The organism is Coriobacteriia bacterium, assembly GCA_034370385.1.
Taxonomy (GTDB): Bacteria; Actinomycetota; Coriobacteriia; order Anaerosomatales; family PHET01; genus JAXMKZ01.
Genome location: JAXMKZ010000051.1, coordinates 79,168 through 91,972 on the forward strand (window position 1 = coordinate 79,168; position 12,805 = coordinate 91,972).

The window sequence follows — 12,805 nt, forward strand, 5'->3', positions numbered from 1 at the left end:
CATGAGCCGCAGCCTCAAGAAAGGGCCGTTCGTTCAGCCTCGCCTCCTCGAGCGCATCCACGCGATGAACGAGGTTGGCGAGAAGAAGGTAATCAAGACCTGGTCGCGGTCATCCACTATCTTCCCGGAGATGGTGGGTCACACGATCGCGGTGCACGACGGCCGCAAGCACGTTCCGGTCTACGTCACCGAGTCGATGGTCGGCCACAAGCTCGGCGAGTTCTCGCCGACGCGGACCTTCCGTGGCCACAAGGCCTCCGATAAGAAGGGCAAGAGGTAAGCGATGGAAGCCAAGGCAATCGCACGGTTCCAGCGAGTGAGCCCCCGCAAGGCTCGTCTCGTCGTCGACCTCATCCGCGGCAAGTCCGTGGGAGAGGCCCGGACCATACTGCAGTTCTCGCCTCGCGCCGCCGCGGAGATCGTGGAGAAGACCCTCAACAGCGCGGTCGCCAATGCGGAGCGCAATCTCCACATCAAGGCCGAGGATCTGTTCGTGGGCTCCACCTTCGTGGATGAGGGCCCGACCATGAAGCGCATCCAGCCGCGCGCGATGGGCAGGGCGTTTCGCATCAACAAGCGCACGAGTCATATCACGGTCATCGTCAAGCAGCGAGAGGGGGCGTAGGCGCACATGGGACAGAAGGTACAGCCGATCGGTTTCCGGCTCGGCATCGTCGAGAACTGGCGTAGCCGCTGGTACGCCGACAAGGACTACGCCAAGACGCTCGCCAATGACATCGAGATTCGCCGGTACTTGCAGGCCAAGCTCAAGCGTGCGGCCCTGTCGCGCATCGAGATCGAGCGCAAGGGTGATCGCACCAAGGTGGAGCTGTGGACGGCGCGTCCGGGCATCGTCATCGGCAAGAAGGGCTCCGAGGTCGACGTGCTCCGCAAGGAGCTCGAGCGTGTCACCGGCGGCCCCGTGCAGGTCGACATCGTCGAGATCAAGCGCCCCGAGATCGATGCGGTACTGGTCGCCCAGTCCGTGGCGGAGCAGCTTGAGGGTCGCGTGGCGTTCCGCCGCGCGATGCGTAAGGCCGTCGCGTCGGCAATGAAGAGCGGCGCGCTTGGCATCAGGATCCAGTGTTCGGGTCGTCTCGGCGGCGCCGAGATGGGCCGACGTGAGTGGTACCGCGAGGGCCGCGTGCCTCTGCACACCCTGCGCGCCAAGATCGACTACGGCACCGCAGACGCCCGTACGACCATGGGCGCCATCGGCGTCAAGGTCTGGATCTTCCATGGCGAGGTCCTTCCCGGCCAGGAGCCTCCGCGCCCGGCCATCGAGGGTCCGAGCCGTCCCCCGCGCCAGCGCCGCGAGGGTGGCCGTGACAACCGCGACCGCACAGGGAGGCGTTAGATGCTGCTTCCGAAGCGCGTAAAGCACCGCAAGGTGCAGCGCGGCTCCATGAAGGGGGCCGCGAAGGGTGGCACGCAGATCCATTTCGGCGAGTACGGGCTGAAGGCGCTCGAGGGCGCATGGATCACCAACCGCCAGATAGAGGCGGCGCGTGTTGCGATGACCAGGTACATGAAGCGTGGCGGTAAGGTCTGGATCAACATCTTCCCGGACAAGCCCATCACGCAGAAGCCGGCCGAGACCCGCATGGGTTCCGGTAAGGGTAACCCCGAGAAGTGGGTCGCCGTGGTCAAGCCTGGCAGAGTCATGTTCGAGGTCGCTGGTGTGTCCGAGGAGGTCGCCAAGGAGGCGATGAGGCTCGCTGCACACAAGCTTCCGATCCGGTGCAAGTTCGTATCCCGTGCTGACAGCGGCGGGGAGGCATAAGTGAATACGACTGAGATCAGCCAGCTCAACGATACCGAGCTCGCAGACAAGCTGAAGGCCACGCGTGCGGAACTGTTCAACCTGCGGTTCCAGCTCGCCACCGGCCAGCTCGACAATACGGGCCGCATCCCTGCGGTCAAGAAGGATATCGCACGCCTGCACACCGAGATGCGTGCCCGCGAGATCGCGGCGCAACGCGACGCGGCCGTGTCGTAGGTGAGTGGAGGAGACGGAATGACTACCGAGCGCAACCGCCGCAAGGTCCGCCAGGGTGTCGTCGTATCGACGGCCGCCGAGAAGACCTGTGTGGTCCAGATCCAAGAACGCAAGAAGCACCCGATGTACGGCAAGATGATCACCCAGACCACCAAGCTTCATGCCCACGACGAAGAGAACACGTGCGGCGTCGGTGACACCGTCGTCATCATGGAGACGCGTCCGCTCTCCAAGATGAAGCGGTGGCGCCTCGTCGAAGTGGTCGAGCGGGCCAAGTAACCACGCCGACCGCGCACGTGCGTCTGCATCCGGCAGGGACGCACCTCTCGCGAATCGGACGAGACGAAGGAAAGCGAAGAGATGATCCAGGCAGAGACTCGACTCAAGGTCGCCGACAACTCCGGCGCCCGCAAGGTCGCGTGCATCAAGGTGCTCGGCGGCTCGAAGCGCCGCTACGCGTACGTGGGCGACGTCATCGTCTGCAGCGTCAAGGAGGCCACGCCGAATGGCGCGGTGAAGAAGGGCGAGGTCGTTCGTGCGGTCGTCGTCCGTACCAAGAAGGAAGTCCGCCGTCCGGACGGAAGCTACATCCGGTTCGATGACAACGCGGCGGTCATCATCGACTTGCAGGGCAATCCGCGGGGCACGCGTATCTTCGGTCCGGTGGCTCGCGAACTTCGCGACCGCCGCTACATGAAGATCGTCTCGCTCGCGCCCGAGGTTCTGTGAAAGGAGGCATGGGGAACATGGCAAAGCTGAGCATTCGTACCGGCGACAAGGTCAAGATCATCGCCGGCAAGGACAAGGGCAAGGAGGCCAAGGTCCTCGCGACCGTGCCTTACAAGGAGCGCGTGGTCGTCGAGCGTATCAACATGGTCAAGAAGGCGGCTCGCCCGACGAAGCGCAACCCGAAAGGCGGCATCCTCGAGATCGAGGCGCCGATCCACGTGAGCAACCTGATGCTGGTATGCCCGAGCTGTTCGCAGCCGACGCGCATCGGTCGCAAGCGTGAGGGCGGCATGCGCGTGCGCGTGTGCAAGAAGTGCGGCAACGACATCGACAAGTAGTCGATGCGCATAGATGGCTCCTCGCTACCGATGGCGAGGAGGTGCAGGGTCAGGAATCTTGCACTGAGAACCCCAGATGGAGGAAGTAAGGCACATGGCACCGAGACTGAAAGAGAAGTACCTGAAGGAAGTGGCCCCCCAGCTGCTCGATCAACTGGGATACGCCAACGTCAACCAGGTACCGCGGCTTGAGAAGATCGTCGTCAACATGGGCGTCGGCGCTGCTGTCGCCGACATCAAGCAGCTCGACGCCGCGGTCGAGGACCTGCGCACGGTGACGGGTCAGCAGCCCACCATCACCCGCGCGAAGAAGTCGATCGCCAACTTCAAGATTCGCCAGGGTATGCCCATCGGCGCGAAGGTGACGCTGAGGGGCGACCGGATGTGGGAGTTCTTCGACCGCCTGGTTGCGGCCGCTATCCCGCGCATCCGCGACTTCCGTGGCCTGTCTGCCAAGAGCTTCGATGGCCGTGGCAACTACTCCATGGGCGTCACAGAGCAGCTCATCTTCCCCGAGGTCGACTACGACAAGATAGATCGCACCAGGGGCATGGACATCACGTTCGTCACCACTGCGAAAACAGACGAAGAGGCCAAAGCCCTGCTCGACGGCTTCGGCTTCCCGTTCAAGCATTAGAGCGCGTCTCTCAATTAGGATCGTTCGGCGGAAGTCAGCTGTTCCGCCGCGAAACGGAGGAAAAGGAACGTGGCAAAGAAGTCGATGATCGCCAAGGCGAAGCGGGCACCGAAGTTCAGTGTTCGCCAGCACAACCGCTGCAGTCGCTGCGGCAGGCCCCGCGGGTTCTACCGCCATTTCGGCCTGTGCCGCATCTGCCTGCGCGAGATGGCAAGCCGAGGCGAGCTCCCCGGCGTGCGTAAGGCTAGCTGGTAAGCCAGCCGGAACCACGCTAGGAGAGGCCCTTCCGGACAGGCGTGACGGCCACGGGTCGTCGCGAACCGCGGAATGGGAGCATCCCGGACCATAGGAGGAATGAATCGTGAGCATGACCGATCCGATTGCAGACATGTTGACTCGTGTGCGAAACGCAAACTCCGCGCACAAGGCAGCTACAACGATGCCTTCGAGCACCAAGCTCGTTGAGATCGCGCGCGTTCTCAAGGAAGAGGGCTACATCGCTGGCTACGACGTCGTCGAGAGCGAGCCCCAGAACACCCTTGAGATCACGCTTAAGTACGGAGCTCGCAAGGAGCGCACGATCACGGGCCTGCGCCGCATCAGCAAGCCCGGCCTGCGCGTGTACGCAAAGAAGGACGAGCTGCCGCGTGTGCTGGGCGGCCTCGGTATCGCTGTGATTTCGACATCAGCCGGCGTGATGACCGACCGCGACGCCAAGAAGGCCGGCGTCGGCGGCGAAGTCGTCGCGTACGTCTGGTAGTCGGACGGGACCCAGGAAAGGAGCGGAAGAGCCGTGTCACGTATCGGCAAGCAGCCCATCCCGGTACCGTCCGGGATAGATGTGAAGATCGACGGCTCGACAGTTGTCGTAAAGGGGCCCAAGGGCGAACTGACCCGTACGTTCCCTGACATCATGTCGATCAAGCTTGATGAAGGTGTGTTGTATGTCGAGAGGCCCGATGAGACTCGTGAAGCACGTTCGCTTCACGGGCTGTCTCGGACCCTTCTGTCGAACATGATCGTCGGGGTGTCCGAGGGCTACTCGAAGAACCTCGAGATCGTCGGGGTCGGTTACCGTGCGGTTCTCAAGGGCAGCGACCTTGAGCTCGCGCTCGGATTCTCGCATCCGGTGGTCGTGGTTCCTGAGCCCGGTATCTCCTTCGAGGTGCCGGCGCCCACCAAGATCACCGTAAGCGGTATCGACAAGCAGCGCGTGGGTCAGGTTGCTGCCGACATCCGCAAGTGGCGTAAGCCCGAGCCCTACAAGGGCAAGGGAATCCGTTACGAAGGCGAGCACGTTCGCCGCAAGCTCGGTAAGGCCGCGAAGTAATCGTAGAGACCATCGGTTCGGGAATCCCCCGGACCGCTTGAAGCGAGGAGATCGACGTCATGGACAAGCTCAAGGCGAAGCAGGCAGCGCTAGCCCGCCGCCACCGCCGGGTTCGCGGTAAGGTCAGCGGGACCGCCGAGCGCCCGCGGCTGTGTGTTAACCGCAGCAATGCGCACATCTACGCGCAGATCATCGACGATGCAAGCGGTCGGACCATCGCCGCTGCCTCGAGCGTCGATGCCGAATTGAAGGGCTCGATGAAGTCTGGTTCCAACAGCGACGCCGCGAAGACCGTCGGCGAGGCTGTCGGACGGCGTGCGGTCGAGGCGGGCGTGACCGAGGTGGTCTTCGACCGCGGCGGTCGCCTCTATCACGGTCGGGTCAAGGCTCTGGCGGACGGTGCCCGCAGCGCCGGCCTGAAGTTCTAAGAGAGGACGAGGAATGGCGCGCAGAGAAGCCCCGGTTTCGGAGCTCCAGGAGAAGGTTGTTTACATCAATCGCGTCTCGAAGGTCGTCAAGGGTGGACGGCGCTTCGCGCTGACCGCGCTTGTCGTCGTCGGTGACGGTGCCGGCAATGTCGGTGTGGGCATGGGCAAGTCCCAGGAAGTGCCCATCGCCATCAAAAAGGGCATCGAGGACGCGAAGAAGAACATGTTCAAGGTTCCGGTTGTCCACGGGACGATCCCGCACGAGGTGTACGGCGTCTTCGGCGCCGGTCGCGTCATGCTCAAGCCGGCCGCTCCCGGTACCGGTATCATCGCCGGTGGCCCGGTTCGCGCACTGCTCGAGCTGGTGGGAATCACCGACGTGCTGAGCAAGTCGCTCGGAACGGACAACGCCCTCAACATCGTCAAGGCGGCAGCGGAGGGCCTCAAGTCGCTCAGCAGCGCCGATGAGATTGCCCGCCGTCGAGGCAAGACGGTTGCCGAGATCTACGGCTGGGAGGAGAAGGTTTAATGCCGGCGAAAAAGGCCGCCCCGGTCAAGAAGCTCAAGGTGACCCAGGTCAGGAGCGGCATCAGCTGCCCCGCGGACCAGAAGGCCACCATCAAGGCTCTGGGGCTCAAGCGCATCCGCCACTCGGTCGAGCACGCGGATAACCCGACCATTCGCGGGATGATCTTCAAGGTGAAGCATCTGGTGAATGTCGAGGAGATCGACTAGATCAGCTGGTCGGCCCGGGGCATCTGCGCCGGGCCTTCGGCGTCCGATCAGGGCGGCGAGTATCGAAGTCAGCCGGCGGCGAGCGGCCGGCAGCGGCGGGGAATCCGCCGTGAAGCGAACAAGAAAGGGACGATCAGAACCATGCAGATTCACGATCTCTTCCCGGCTCCGGGATCGCGCAAGCCGCGCAAGCGCGTCGGCCGCGGTAACGGCAGCGGTCACGGCAGTACGGCCGGTCGCGGCGACAAGGGCCAGAACTCCCGCGCAGGCGGAGGCAAGGGTCCGGGCTTCGAGGGTGGCCAGAACCCGATGCACATGCGCCTTCCCAAGCTCCCCGGATTCAAGAACCGCAACCGCGTCGAGTATGCCGTGGTAAACGTTTCGAGGCTCGACGCCCTGTTCGCGGAGGGCGACGAGGTCACGGGCGAGTCGCTCATGCAAAAGGGCGTCATCAAGTCCGCCTCCGAGCCCGTGAAGGTGCTCGGTGACGGTGAGCTCTCGAAGAAGCTCACGGTCAAGGTCGACAAGGTGTCCGGCCCGGCGAAGACCAAGATCGAGGCAGCAGGAGGGACGGTCGAGACGCTGTGCTAACCGCAATCGCGAATGCATTTCGCGTCCCGGAGCTCCGCCGTAAGATACTGTTCACCCTGGCCATCATCGGTCTGTACCGGGTTGGCTCGTTCATCCCGGTGCCGGGCGTGAACATCGACGTCATCAAGAGCCAGGTTGAGAACGCAGCGACTCTCGGTCTTCTGAACCTCTTCTCCGGCGGTGCGCTCGAGCAGTTCGCGGTGTTCTCGCTCGGAATCATGCCCTACATCACATCGTCGATCATCATGCAGCTGCTGCAGGGCGTCATCCCGCAGCTTGAGCGGTGGCAGAAGGAAGGCGAGTCCGGTCAGCGCAGGATCACCCAGATCACGCGCTACCTGACTCTGGGTATCGCCTTGCTGCAGTCGTTCGGTCTGCTGACGGTGTTCCGCCCTGCTCTCGCCGTGGCCTCCGGCGCCAACTCGGTGCCGCTGTGGTTCACGAACCTCGTCATCGTGATCTCCCTCATCGCGGGTACAGCGCTCATCATGTGGTTTGGCGAGCTGATCACTCAGCGGGGCATCGGAAACGGCATGTCGCTGATCATCTTCACGAGCATCGTGGCGCAGTTCCCGATCGCGATCGTGCAGTCGATCCAGTTCGGCAGCGGTCTGTTCACTGTCGCGATGGTGGTGATCATCCTGTTCGTGATCGCGGCCATCGTCACGATCGAGCGGGGACAGCGCCGTATCCCGGTCCAGTACGCCAAGCGCGTCGTGGGTCGCAAGGTCTACGGCGGATCGGGTACCTATATCCCGCTCAAGATCAACGGCGCGAACGTGGTCCCGATCATCTTCGCCTCGGCGCTGCTGTTCTTCCCCAGCCAGCTGGTCTACTTCTTCCCGAATCAGCAGTGGCTCCAGTCCAGCGCCAATGCACTCGCGAACGGGCCGGTCAACTGGATCACGATGTTTGTCCTCATCGTGTTCTTCACCTACTTCTACACCGCACTCGTCTTCAACCCCATCGACCTTTCGGACAACCTGCGCAAGAGCGGTGGGTTCATCCCCGGGGTGCGTCCTGGCGCGACGACGGTGCGCTACATCGAGAACGTCCTGAACCGCATCACGTTGCCCGGCGCATTCTTCCTGGGAGCGATCGCGGTCATCCCGTCGATGGTCTTCAGCGTCACACAGAACCAGCTGGTGCAGCAGTTCGGTGGCACGTCCATCCTCATCATGGTGGGTGTCGCGCTCGAGACCATGACGCAGGTGGAGAGCCAGCTCAAGATGCGCCACTACGAGGGCTTCTTCAAGTAGGAACAAGGGGAGGTTGCCAGCGATGAACATCGTCTTGCTCGGTGCACCGGGCGCAGGAAAGGGCACGCAGGCCGCGAGCATCATCGAGGCTTACGGTGTGCCGCACATCTCGACCGGTGACATTCTGCGCGCATCCGTTGCGGCGGGCACGCCGCTCGGTCTGGAGGCCAAGCGGTTCATGGATGCCGGGGAGCTCGTTCCCGACTCCGTGGTGATCGGGCTCGTGAAGACTCGGTTGCAGGAGCCTGACACCGAGCCAGGGTTCATCTTGGACGGCTTTCCTCGGACCACGGCTCAGGCCGAGGCCCTTGACGTTGAGCTCGACACGCTCGACAAGCAGATTGGTGCAGCGATCGCGATCACCGTCGACCCTGAGGTCATCGTCGGTCGCCTGACGTCTCGGCGCACGTGTCGTGCGTGTGGGCGGATCACGAGCGCCTCTGAGGGCGACACCTGCGCCACCTGCGCCGGCGAACTCTACCAGCGTGACGACGACAACGAGGCGACGGTACGCAATCGGCTCGCCGTCTACGAGAAGTCGACAGCACCTCTGATCGACTACTACCGTTCGCGCGGCGTGCTGAGCGAGATCGACGGCGATCGTCCCGTAGATGTCGTGTGGGCTGACGTTCGTGCGGCGCTGGAGGCGTAGGACCTCACGTGATCGTCCGCAAGTCGGCTTCTGAGATAGAGATCATGCGAGAGGCCGGGCGCATCAGCGCCCGGGCTCTTCGTCTTGTAGGAGAGGGCGTTCGTCCGGGTGTCACCACGCGTGAGCTCGACGAGATCGCGGAGGCGGCCATCGTTGACGCGGGCGCGACCCCAGCCTTCAAGGGCTACCATGGGTTCCCCGCGACGTTGTGCACGTCGCTCAACAACCAGGTCGTCCACGGGATTCCGTCGAAGACGTGCAGATTGACTGAGGGCGATATCGTGTCGGTCGACGTCGGGGCCATCTTCGATGGCTACTACGGCGACAACGCAGCCACGTTTGCGGTAGGTCGCATCTCGGATGAGGCGACGCGGCTGCTGGAGACGACCGAGCGCTCGCTTTACGCCGGAATCGCCGCCTGCGTCGTCGGCGGCCACCTGTACGACATTGGAGCGGCGGTGCAAGGGGTCGCAGAAGCCGCTGGATTCGGCGTCGTGCGTGAGTACGTCGGGCACGGAATCGGAAGTGCGATGCACGAAGATCCCAACGTCCCGAACTACGGGGTGGCCGGCACGGGAACGGTTCTGCGTTCGGGTATGGTGTTCGCCATCGAGCCGATGATCAACGCTGGCGGATTCCCCGTGGACGCGCTCTCTGATGGCTGGACGGTCGTGACACGGGACGGCTCGTTGTCGGCCCACTTCGAGCATACCGTGGCGATAACCGACGACGGACCGATGGTTCTTACGCTCGAGTGAAGGGCCCCGATTAATAGTTGTGGACTGTGGGGTACTGCTGAGTTACCATGTTCACTTGCGGATTGATGACCCACGACGAGGAGCTGCCGCTTAGTGGTAAAGAAGGACGATGCCATAGAGCTTGAGGGCACGGTGGTTGAGCCGCTGCCCAACGCGATGTTTCGTGTAGAGCTCGAGAACGGCCACAAAGTCCTCGCTCATATCTCCGGAAAGATGCGAATGCACTACATCCGTATCCTGCCCGGAGACAAGGTCGTCGTGGAGCTCTCCCCGTACGACTTGTCCCGAGGGCGCATCACGTACCGGTACAAGTGACCGAGGGTAATGGATACTCCCGGAAGCGTGTGAAGACCGCTCGATGACAACATTTCGCCTGCGGCTGGGCGTGCAGATAGATCGGCATCACCGAAAGGACCGAGAACCATGAAGGTACGTCCTTCAGTCAAGAAGATGTGTGACAAGTGCAAGGTCATCCGGCGCCATGGTCGGGTCCTCGTGATCTGCGAGAACCCGCGCCACAAGCAGCGCCAGGGCTAGGAGGGAGCACGCGTGGCCCGTATCGCAGGTGTCGACCTTCCGCGCGAGAAGCGCGTTGAGATCGGCCTGACCTACATATTCGGCATCGGTCTTACGACCAGCCAGCTCATCGTGCGTGAGACCGGGGTCAACCCGGACACGCGCGTCCGCGACCTCACTGAGGAGGAAGTCGTCCGCCTCCGTGAGTTCATCGACAAGAATCTCAAGATCGAGGGTGACCTCCGTCGCGAGACGGCGCAGAACATCAAGCGCCTCATGGAGATCGGCTGCTACCGCGGCCTGCGCCACCGTAAGGGCCTGCCCGTTCGCGGACAGCGGACCCATACGAACGCTCGCACCCGCAAGGGTCCGCGACGCCAGATCGGCGCCAAGAAGAAGGGCAAGTAACCGCATGGCCGCCAAGAAGAAGAATGTGCGCACTCGTCTCAAGCGCAGCGAGCGCAAGAATATCGCTGTGGGCCAGGCGCACATCAAGAGCACGTTCAACAACACCATCGTGAGCATCACCGACCCCTCGGGCAACGTCATCGCGTGGCAGTCGGCCGGTACTGTGGGCTTCAAGGGTTCGCGTAAGTCGACCCCGTTCGCCGCCCAGCTTGCCGCCGAAGCCTGCGCAAAGATGGCCCAGGAGCACGGTCTCAAGAAGGTCACGGTCTTCGTCAAGGGTCCGGGTTCGGGCCGCGAGACCGCGATTCGCTCACTGCAGGCCGCTGGGCTCGAGATCGCGAGCATCCAGGACTGCACCCCTGTTCCGCACAACGGCTGCCGGCCGCGCAAGCGCCGTCGCGTCTAGCCGATACCTGAAGGGATCCGAAGAAGATGGCACGTTATACCGGGGCAGACTGTCGTCTGTGCCGCCGCGAAGGTATCAAGCTCTTCCTCAAGGGTGACCGCTGCTATGGCGATAAGTGCGCCATCGAGCGTCGCCCCTATCCGCCGGGTATGGCGGGGAAGAAGCGGCCGCGCGACAGTGAGTACCGCGTTCAGTTGCGCGAGAAGCAGCGCACCAAGCGCATCTACGGCCTGCTCGAGAAGCAGTTCCGTTCGTACTATGAGACCGCGAGCCGCCAGTCCGGCATCACGGGCGAGAACCTTCTTCGCCTGCTTGAGAGCCGTCTGGACAACGTCGTCTACCGTCTTGGCTTCGCCAAGTCGCGTGATGAGGCGCGTCAGGTCGTGCGTCACGGTCACATCACCGTGAACGGTCGCCGGGTGGATATCCCGTCGTACCGCGTTCGTCCGGGCGAGATCATCGCCGTGGGGCCGAAGGCCAGGGACATGCTCGTGATCAAGACGGCACTCATCGTGTCCGAGAAGATCTCGGTTCCGGGTTGGCTCGAGGTTGATATCGAGAAGCTGCAGGGCAAGATACTGTCGCTGCCGACGCGCGAGATGATCGACGCACCGGTTCGCGAGCAGCTTATCGTCGAGCTTTACTCGAAGTAGTGACCGTACTGTTAGCCAGGGAGGCTGCTTGATGACAGAGTTCATGAGGCCCCAGGTCACGGTCGACCAGGTCGATGACCGGGTTGCTCGCTACATCGTGGAGCCGCTGGAGCGTGGCTTTGGCTACACGCTGGGCAACTGCATGCGACGCGTTCTGCTGTCGTCTCTGCAGGGTGCGGCCGCGACCTCAATCCGGGTCGAGGGAATACAGCACGAGTTCGCGTCGATCGAGGGCGTCCGCGAGGACGTCACCGACGTCGTGCTCAATGTGAAGGGCCTTGTCTTCCGTGACTCCGGCGTAGGTGCCGGCGACGCGGTCGCCACGCTCAATGTCGCGGGTCCGGCAACGATCACCGGTGCCGACCTGAAGGTTCCCACCGAGTTCGAACTGGTGAACCCGGAGCACGTGATCGCGAACCTGAACGACAAGGGCAAGCTCGAGATGAGCATCCGCATCGGTGTTGGACGCGGCTACGTGTCGGCTGATCGCAACAAGCGTGCTGAAGACCCGATCGGGGTCATCAACATCGACTCGTTGTTCTCGCCGGTCAACCGCTGCACCTACGTTGTGGAGAACACCCGAGTCGGTCAGCGCACCGACTACGATCGTCTGACCCTCGAGGTTGAGACGAACGGAGCCATCGACCCCGGCGAAGCCGTAGCTCGCGCCGGGCACATCATCGATGAGCACATGATGTTGTTCGTCGACCAGGCATCGGGCGTCATGCCCGAAGAGGGCATCTTCCTCGCGCCCGACGACAACGACGAAGGCATGCTCGACACGCCGATCGAAGAGCTGGACCTTTCCGTCCGCTCGTACAACTGCTTGAAGCGCCAGGGTGTCAACACGATCGGCCAGTTGACGGAGTGTTCCGAGCAGGATCTGCTCAACATTCGAAACTTCGGCGCCAAGTCCATCGAAGAAGTCAAGGACAAGCTCCAGGGCATGGGCCTGGGCTTGAAGCCGTAGGAGAAGCGCCAGATGAGACACCTCAAGAAGGGCCGCAAGCTCGGCACCGACGCGTCGCACACCAAGGCGATGCTCAAGAGCCTAGCGATCGCGGTGCTCGCCAATGACCGTATCAAGACGACTGAGACCCGCGCCAAGGAGGTTCGTCCTCTCGTCGAGAAGACGATCACCTGGGCGAAGAAGGGTGACGTGCACTCGCGTCGCCTCGCCATGGCGGCGCTCAGCAACAAAGAGGTCGTCACCAAGATCTTCGCCGAGAAGGATCGGTTCGAAGGTCGCGAAGGCGGCTACACCCGCATTCTGAAGCTCGGCCCGCGCAAGGGCGACGCCGCTCCCATGGTCATCATGGAGCTTGTCGACTAGAAGCGTCGCGGTTCGCGTAACGAGCGGTACCAT

25 protein-coding genes and 1 pseudogene are annotated in these 12,805 nt (G+C 62.9%); all 26 read left to right on the forward strand.

The genetic code is table 11. The annotated features are described in order from the left end of the window. Position 1 precedes the first annotated feature (1 nt). The 26 genes and pseudogenes from rpsS (at position 2) to rplQ (ending at position 12,766) form a co-directional block, all read left to right on the forward strand. Complete coding sequence (gene rpsS, locus U1E26_10340; GenBank protein ID MDZ4170030.1) at positions 2–280, forward strand: 30S ribosomal protein S19; 279 nt, start codon at positions 2–4, stop codon at positions 278–280. 3 nt (positions 281–283) lie between these two features. Further along, positions 284–625, forward strand: a complete 342-nt coding sequence (gene rplV / locus U1E26_10345) for a 50S ribosomal protein L22 (GenBank protein MDZ4170031.1) — start codon at positions 284–286, stop codon at positions 623–625. Positions 626–631: 6 nt separating this feature from the next. Further along, the gene (rpsC, locus tag U1E26_10350) at positions 632–1,357 is read left to right on the forward strand and encodes a 30S ribosomal protein S3 (protein MDZ4170032.1); all 726 of its coding nucleotides are present in this window, start codon (positions 632–634) and stop codon (positions 1,355–1,357) included. Next, positions 1,358–1,783 (forward strand): 50S ribosomal protein L16, encoded by a 426-nt coding sequence (gene rplP / locus U1E26_10355; GenBank protein ID MDZ4170033.1) that lies wholly within the window; start codon positions 1,358–1,360, stop codon positions 1,781–1,783. Then, complete coding sequence (gene rpmC, locus U1E26_10360) at positions 1,784–1,999, forward strand: 50S ribosomal protein L29 (GenBank protein MDZ4170034.1); 216 nt, start codon at positions 1,784–1,786, stop codon at positions 1,997–1,999. A gap of 18 nt (positions 2,000–2,017) precedes the next feature. Further along, entirely contained in the window at positions 2,018–2,278 is a 261-nt protein-coding gene (gene rpsQ, locus U1E26_10365) for a 30S ribosomal protein S17 (protein MDZ4170035.1), read from the forward strand. Between the two features lie 81 nt (positions 2,279–2,359). Continuing rightward, a complete protein-coding gene (rplN, locus tag U1E26_10370; GenBank protein MDZ4170036.1) occupies positions 2,360–2,728 on the forward strand; it encodes a 50S ribosomal protein L14 in 369 nt (122 codons plus the stop codon). Positions 2,729–2,745: 17 nt separating this feature from the next. Further along, on the forward strand, positions 2,746–3,066 hold the full coding sequence (gene rplX, locus U1E26_10375) for a 50S ribosomal protein L24 (GenBank protein ID MDZ4170037.1): 321 nt from the start codon (positions 2,746–2,748) through the stop codon (positions 3,064–3,066). Positions 3,067–3,142: 76 nt separating this feature from the next. Then, positions 3,143–3,703: a 50S ribosomal protein L5 gene (rplE, locus tag U1E26_10380; GenBank protein ID MDZ4170038.1), complete on the forward strand. Its 561-nt coding sequence runs from the start codon at positions 3,143–3,145 to the stop codon at positions 3,701–3,703. A 69-nt stretch (positions 3,704–3,772) separates the two neighbouring features. Beyond that, positions 3,773–3,958: a type Z 30S ribosomal protein S14 gene (locus U1E26_10385; protein MDZ4170039.1), complete on the forward strand. Its 186-nt coding sequence runs from the start codon at positions 3,773–3,775 to the stop codon at positions 3,956–3,958. A gap of 106 nt (positions 3,959–4,064) precedes the next feature. Continuing rightward, positions 4,065–4,463, forward strand: coding sequence for a 30S ribosomal protein S8 (gene rpsH / locus U1E26_10390; GenBank protein MDZ4170040.1), 399 nt, complete (start codon positions 4,065–4,067; stop codon positions 4,461–4,463). Positions 4,464–4,496: 33 nt separating this feature from the next. Further along, positions 4,497–5,033, forward strand: a complete 537-nt coding sequence (rplF, locus tag U1E26_10395; protein ID MDZ4170041.1) for a 50S ribosomal protein L6 — start codon at positions 4,497–4,499, stop codon at positions 5,031–5,033. 59 nt (positions 5,034–5,092) lie between these two features. Continuing rightward, entirely contained in the window at positions 5,093–5,461 is a 369-nt protein-coding gene (gene rplR, locus U1E26_10400; GenBank protein ID MDZ4170042.1) for a 50S ribosomal protein L18, read from the forward strand. Between the two features lie 13 nt (positions 5,462–5,474). Next, positions 5,475–5,990 carry a 30S ribosomal protein S5 gene (gene rpsE, locus U1E26_10405; protein ID MDZ4170043.1) on the forward strand — a complete coding sequence of 172 codons (516 nt, stop codon included), beginning with the start codon at positions 5,475–5,477 and terminating at the stop codon, positions 5,988–5,990. After that, entirely contained in the window at positions 5,990–6,196 is a 207-nt protein-coding gene (gene rpmD / locus U1E26_10410; protein ID MDZ4170044.1) for a 50S ribosomal protein L30, read from the forward strand. Before rpsE ends, rpmD begins: the two co-directional genes overlap by 1 nt. A gap of 141 nt (positions 6,197–6,337) precedes the next feature. Further along, a complete protein-coding gene (rplO, locus tag U1E26_10415; protein ID MDZ4170045.1) occupies positions 6,338–6,787 on the forward strand; it encodes a 50S ribosomal protein L15 in 450 nt (149 codons plus the stop codon). Continuing rightward, complete coding sequence (gene secY / locus U1E26_10420) at positions 6,781–8,046, forward strand: preprotein translocase subunit SecY (protein ID MDZ4170046.1); 1,266 nt, start codon at positions 6,781–6,783, stop codon at positions 8,044–8,046. Before rplO ends, secY begins: the two co-directional genes overlap by 7 nt. A 22-nt stretch (positions 8,047–8,068) precedes the next feature. After that, positions 8,069–8,698: an adenylate kinase gene (locus U1E26_10425; protein ID MDZ4170047.1), complete on the forward strand. Its 630-nt coding sequence runs from the start codon at positions 8,069–8,071 to the stop codon at positions 8,696–8,698. Between the two features lie 8 nt (positions 8,699–8,706). Then, positions 8,707–9,456: a type I methionyl aminopeptidase gene (map, locus tag U1E26_10430; protein ID MDZ4170048.1), complete on the forward strand. Its 750-nt coding sequence runs from the start codon at positions 8,707–8,709 to the stop codon at positions 9,454–9,456. A 93-nt stretch (positions 9,457–9,549) separates the two neighbouring features. Beyond that, on the forward strand, positions 9,550–9,771 hold the full coding sequence (gene infA / locus U1E26_10435; protein ID MDZ4170049.1) for a translation initiation factor IF-1: 222 nt from the start codon (positions 9,550–9,552) through the stop codon (positions 9,769–9,771). 108 nt (positions 9,772–9,879) lie between these two features. Then, positions 9,880–9,993: a 50S ribosomal protein L36 gene (gene rpmJ / locus U1E26_10440; protein MDZ4170050.1), complete on the forward strand. Its 114-nt coding sequence runs from the start codon at positions 9,880–9,882 to the stop codon at positions 9,991–9,993. Positions 9,994–10,005: 12 nt separating this feature from the next. Beyond that, a complete protein-coding gene (gene rpsM, locus U1E26_10445) occupies positions 10,006–10,380 on the forward strand; it encodes a 30S ribosomal protein S13 (GenBank protein ID MDZ4170051.1) in 375 nt (124 codons plus the stop codon). Between the two features lie 4 nt (positions 10,381–10,384). Continuing rightward, a complete protein-coding gene (gene rpsK / locus U1E26_10450; protein ID MDZ4170052.1) occupies positions 10,385–10,786 on the forward strand; it encodes a 30S ribosomal protein S11 in 402 nt (133 codons plus the stop codon). Between the two features lie 26 nt (positions 10,787–10,812). Then, positions 10,813–11,439 (forward strand): 30S ribosomal protein S4, encoded by a 627-nt coding sequence (gene rpsD / locus U1E26_10455; GenBank protein ID MDZ4170053.1) that lies wholly within the window; start codon positions 10,813–10,815, stop codon positions 11,437–11,439. A 31-nt stretch (positions 11,440–11,470) separates the two neighbouring features. Then, entirely contained in the window at positions 11,471–12,409 is a 939-nt protein-coding gene (locus U1E26_10460) for a DNA-directed RNA polymerase subunit alpha (protein MDZ4170054.1), read from the forward strand. A gap of 12 nt (positions 12,410–12,421) precedes the next feature. Then, positions 12,422–12,766: pseudogene (gene rplQ / locus U1E26_10465) on the forward strand (50S ribosomal protein L17). The last annotated feature ends 39 nt before the right edge of the window (positions 12,767–12,805 follow it).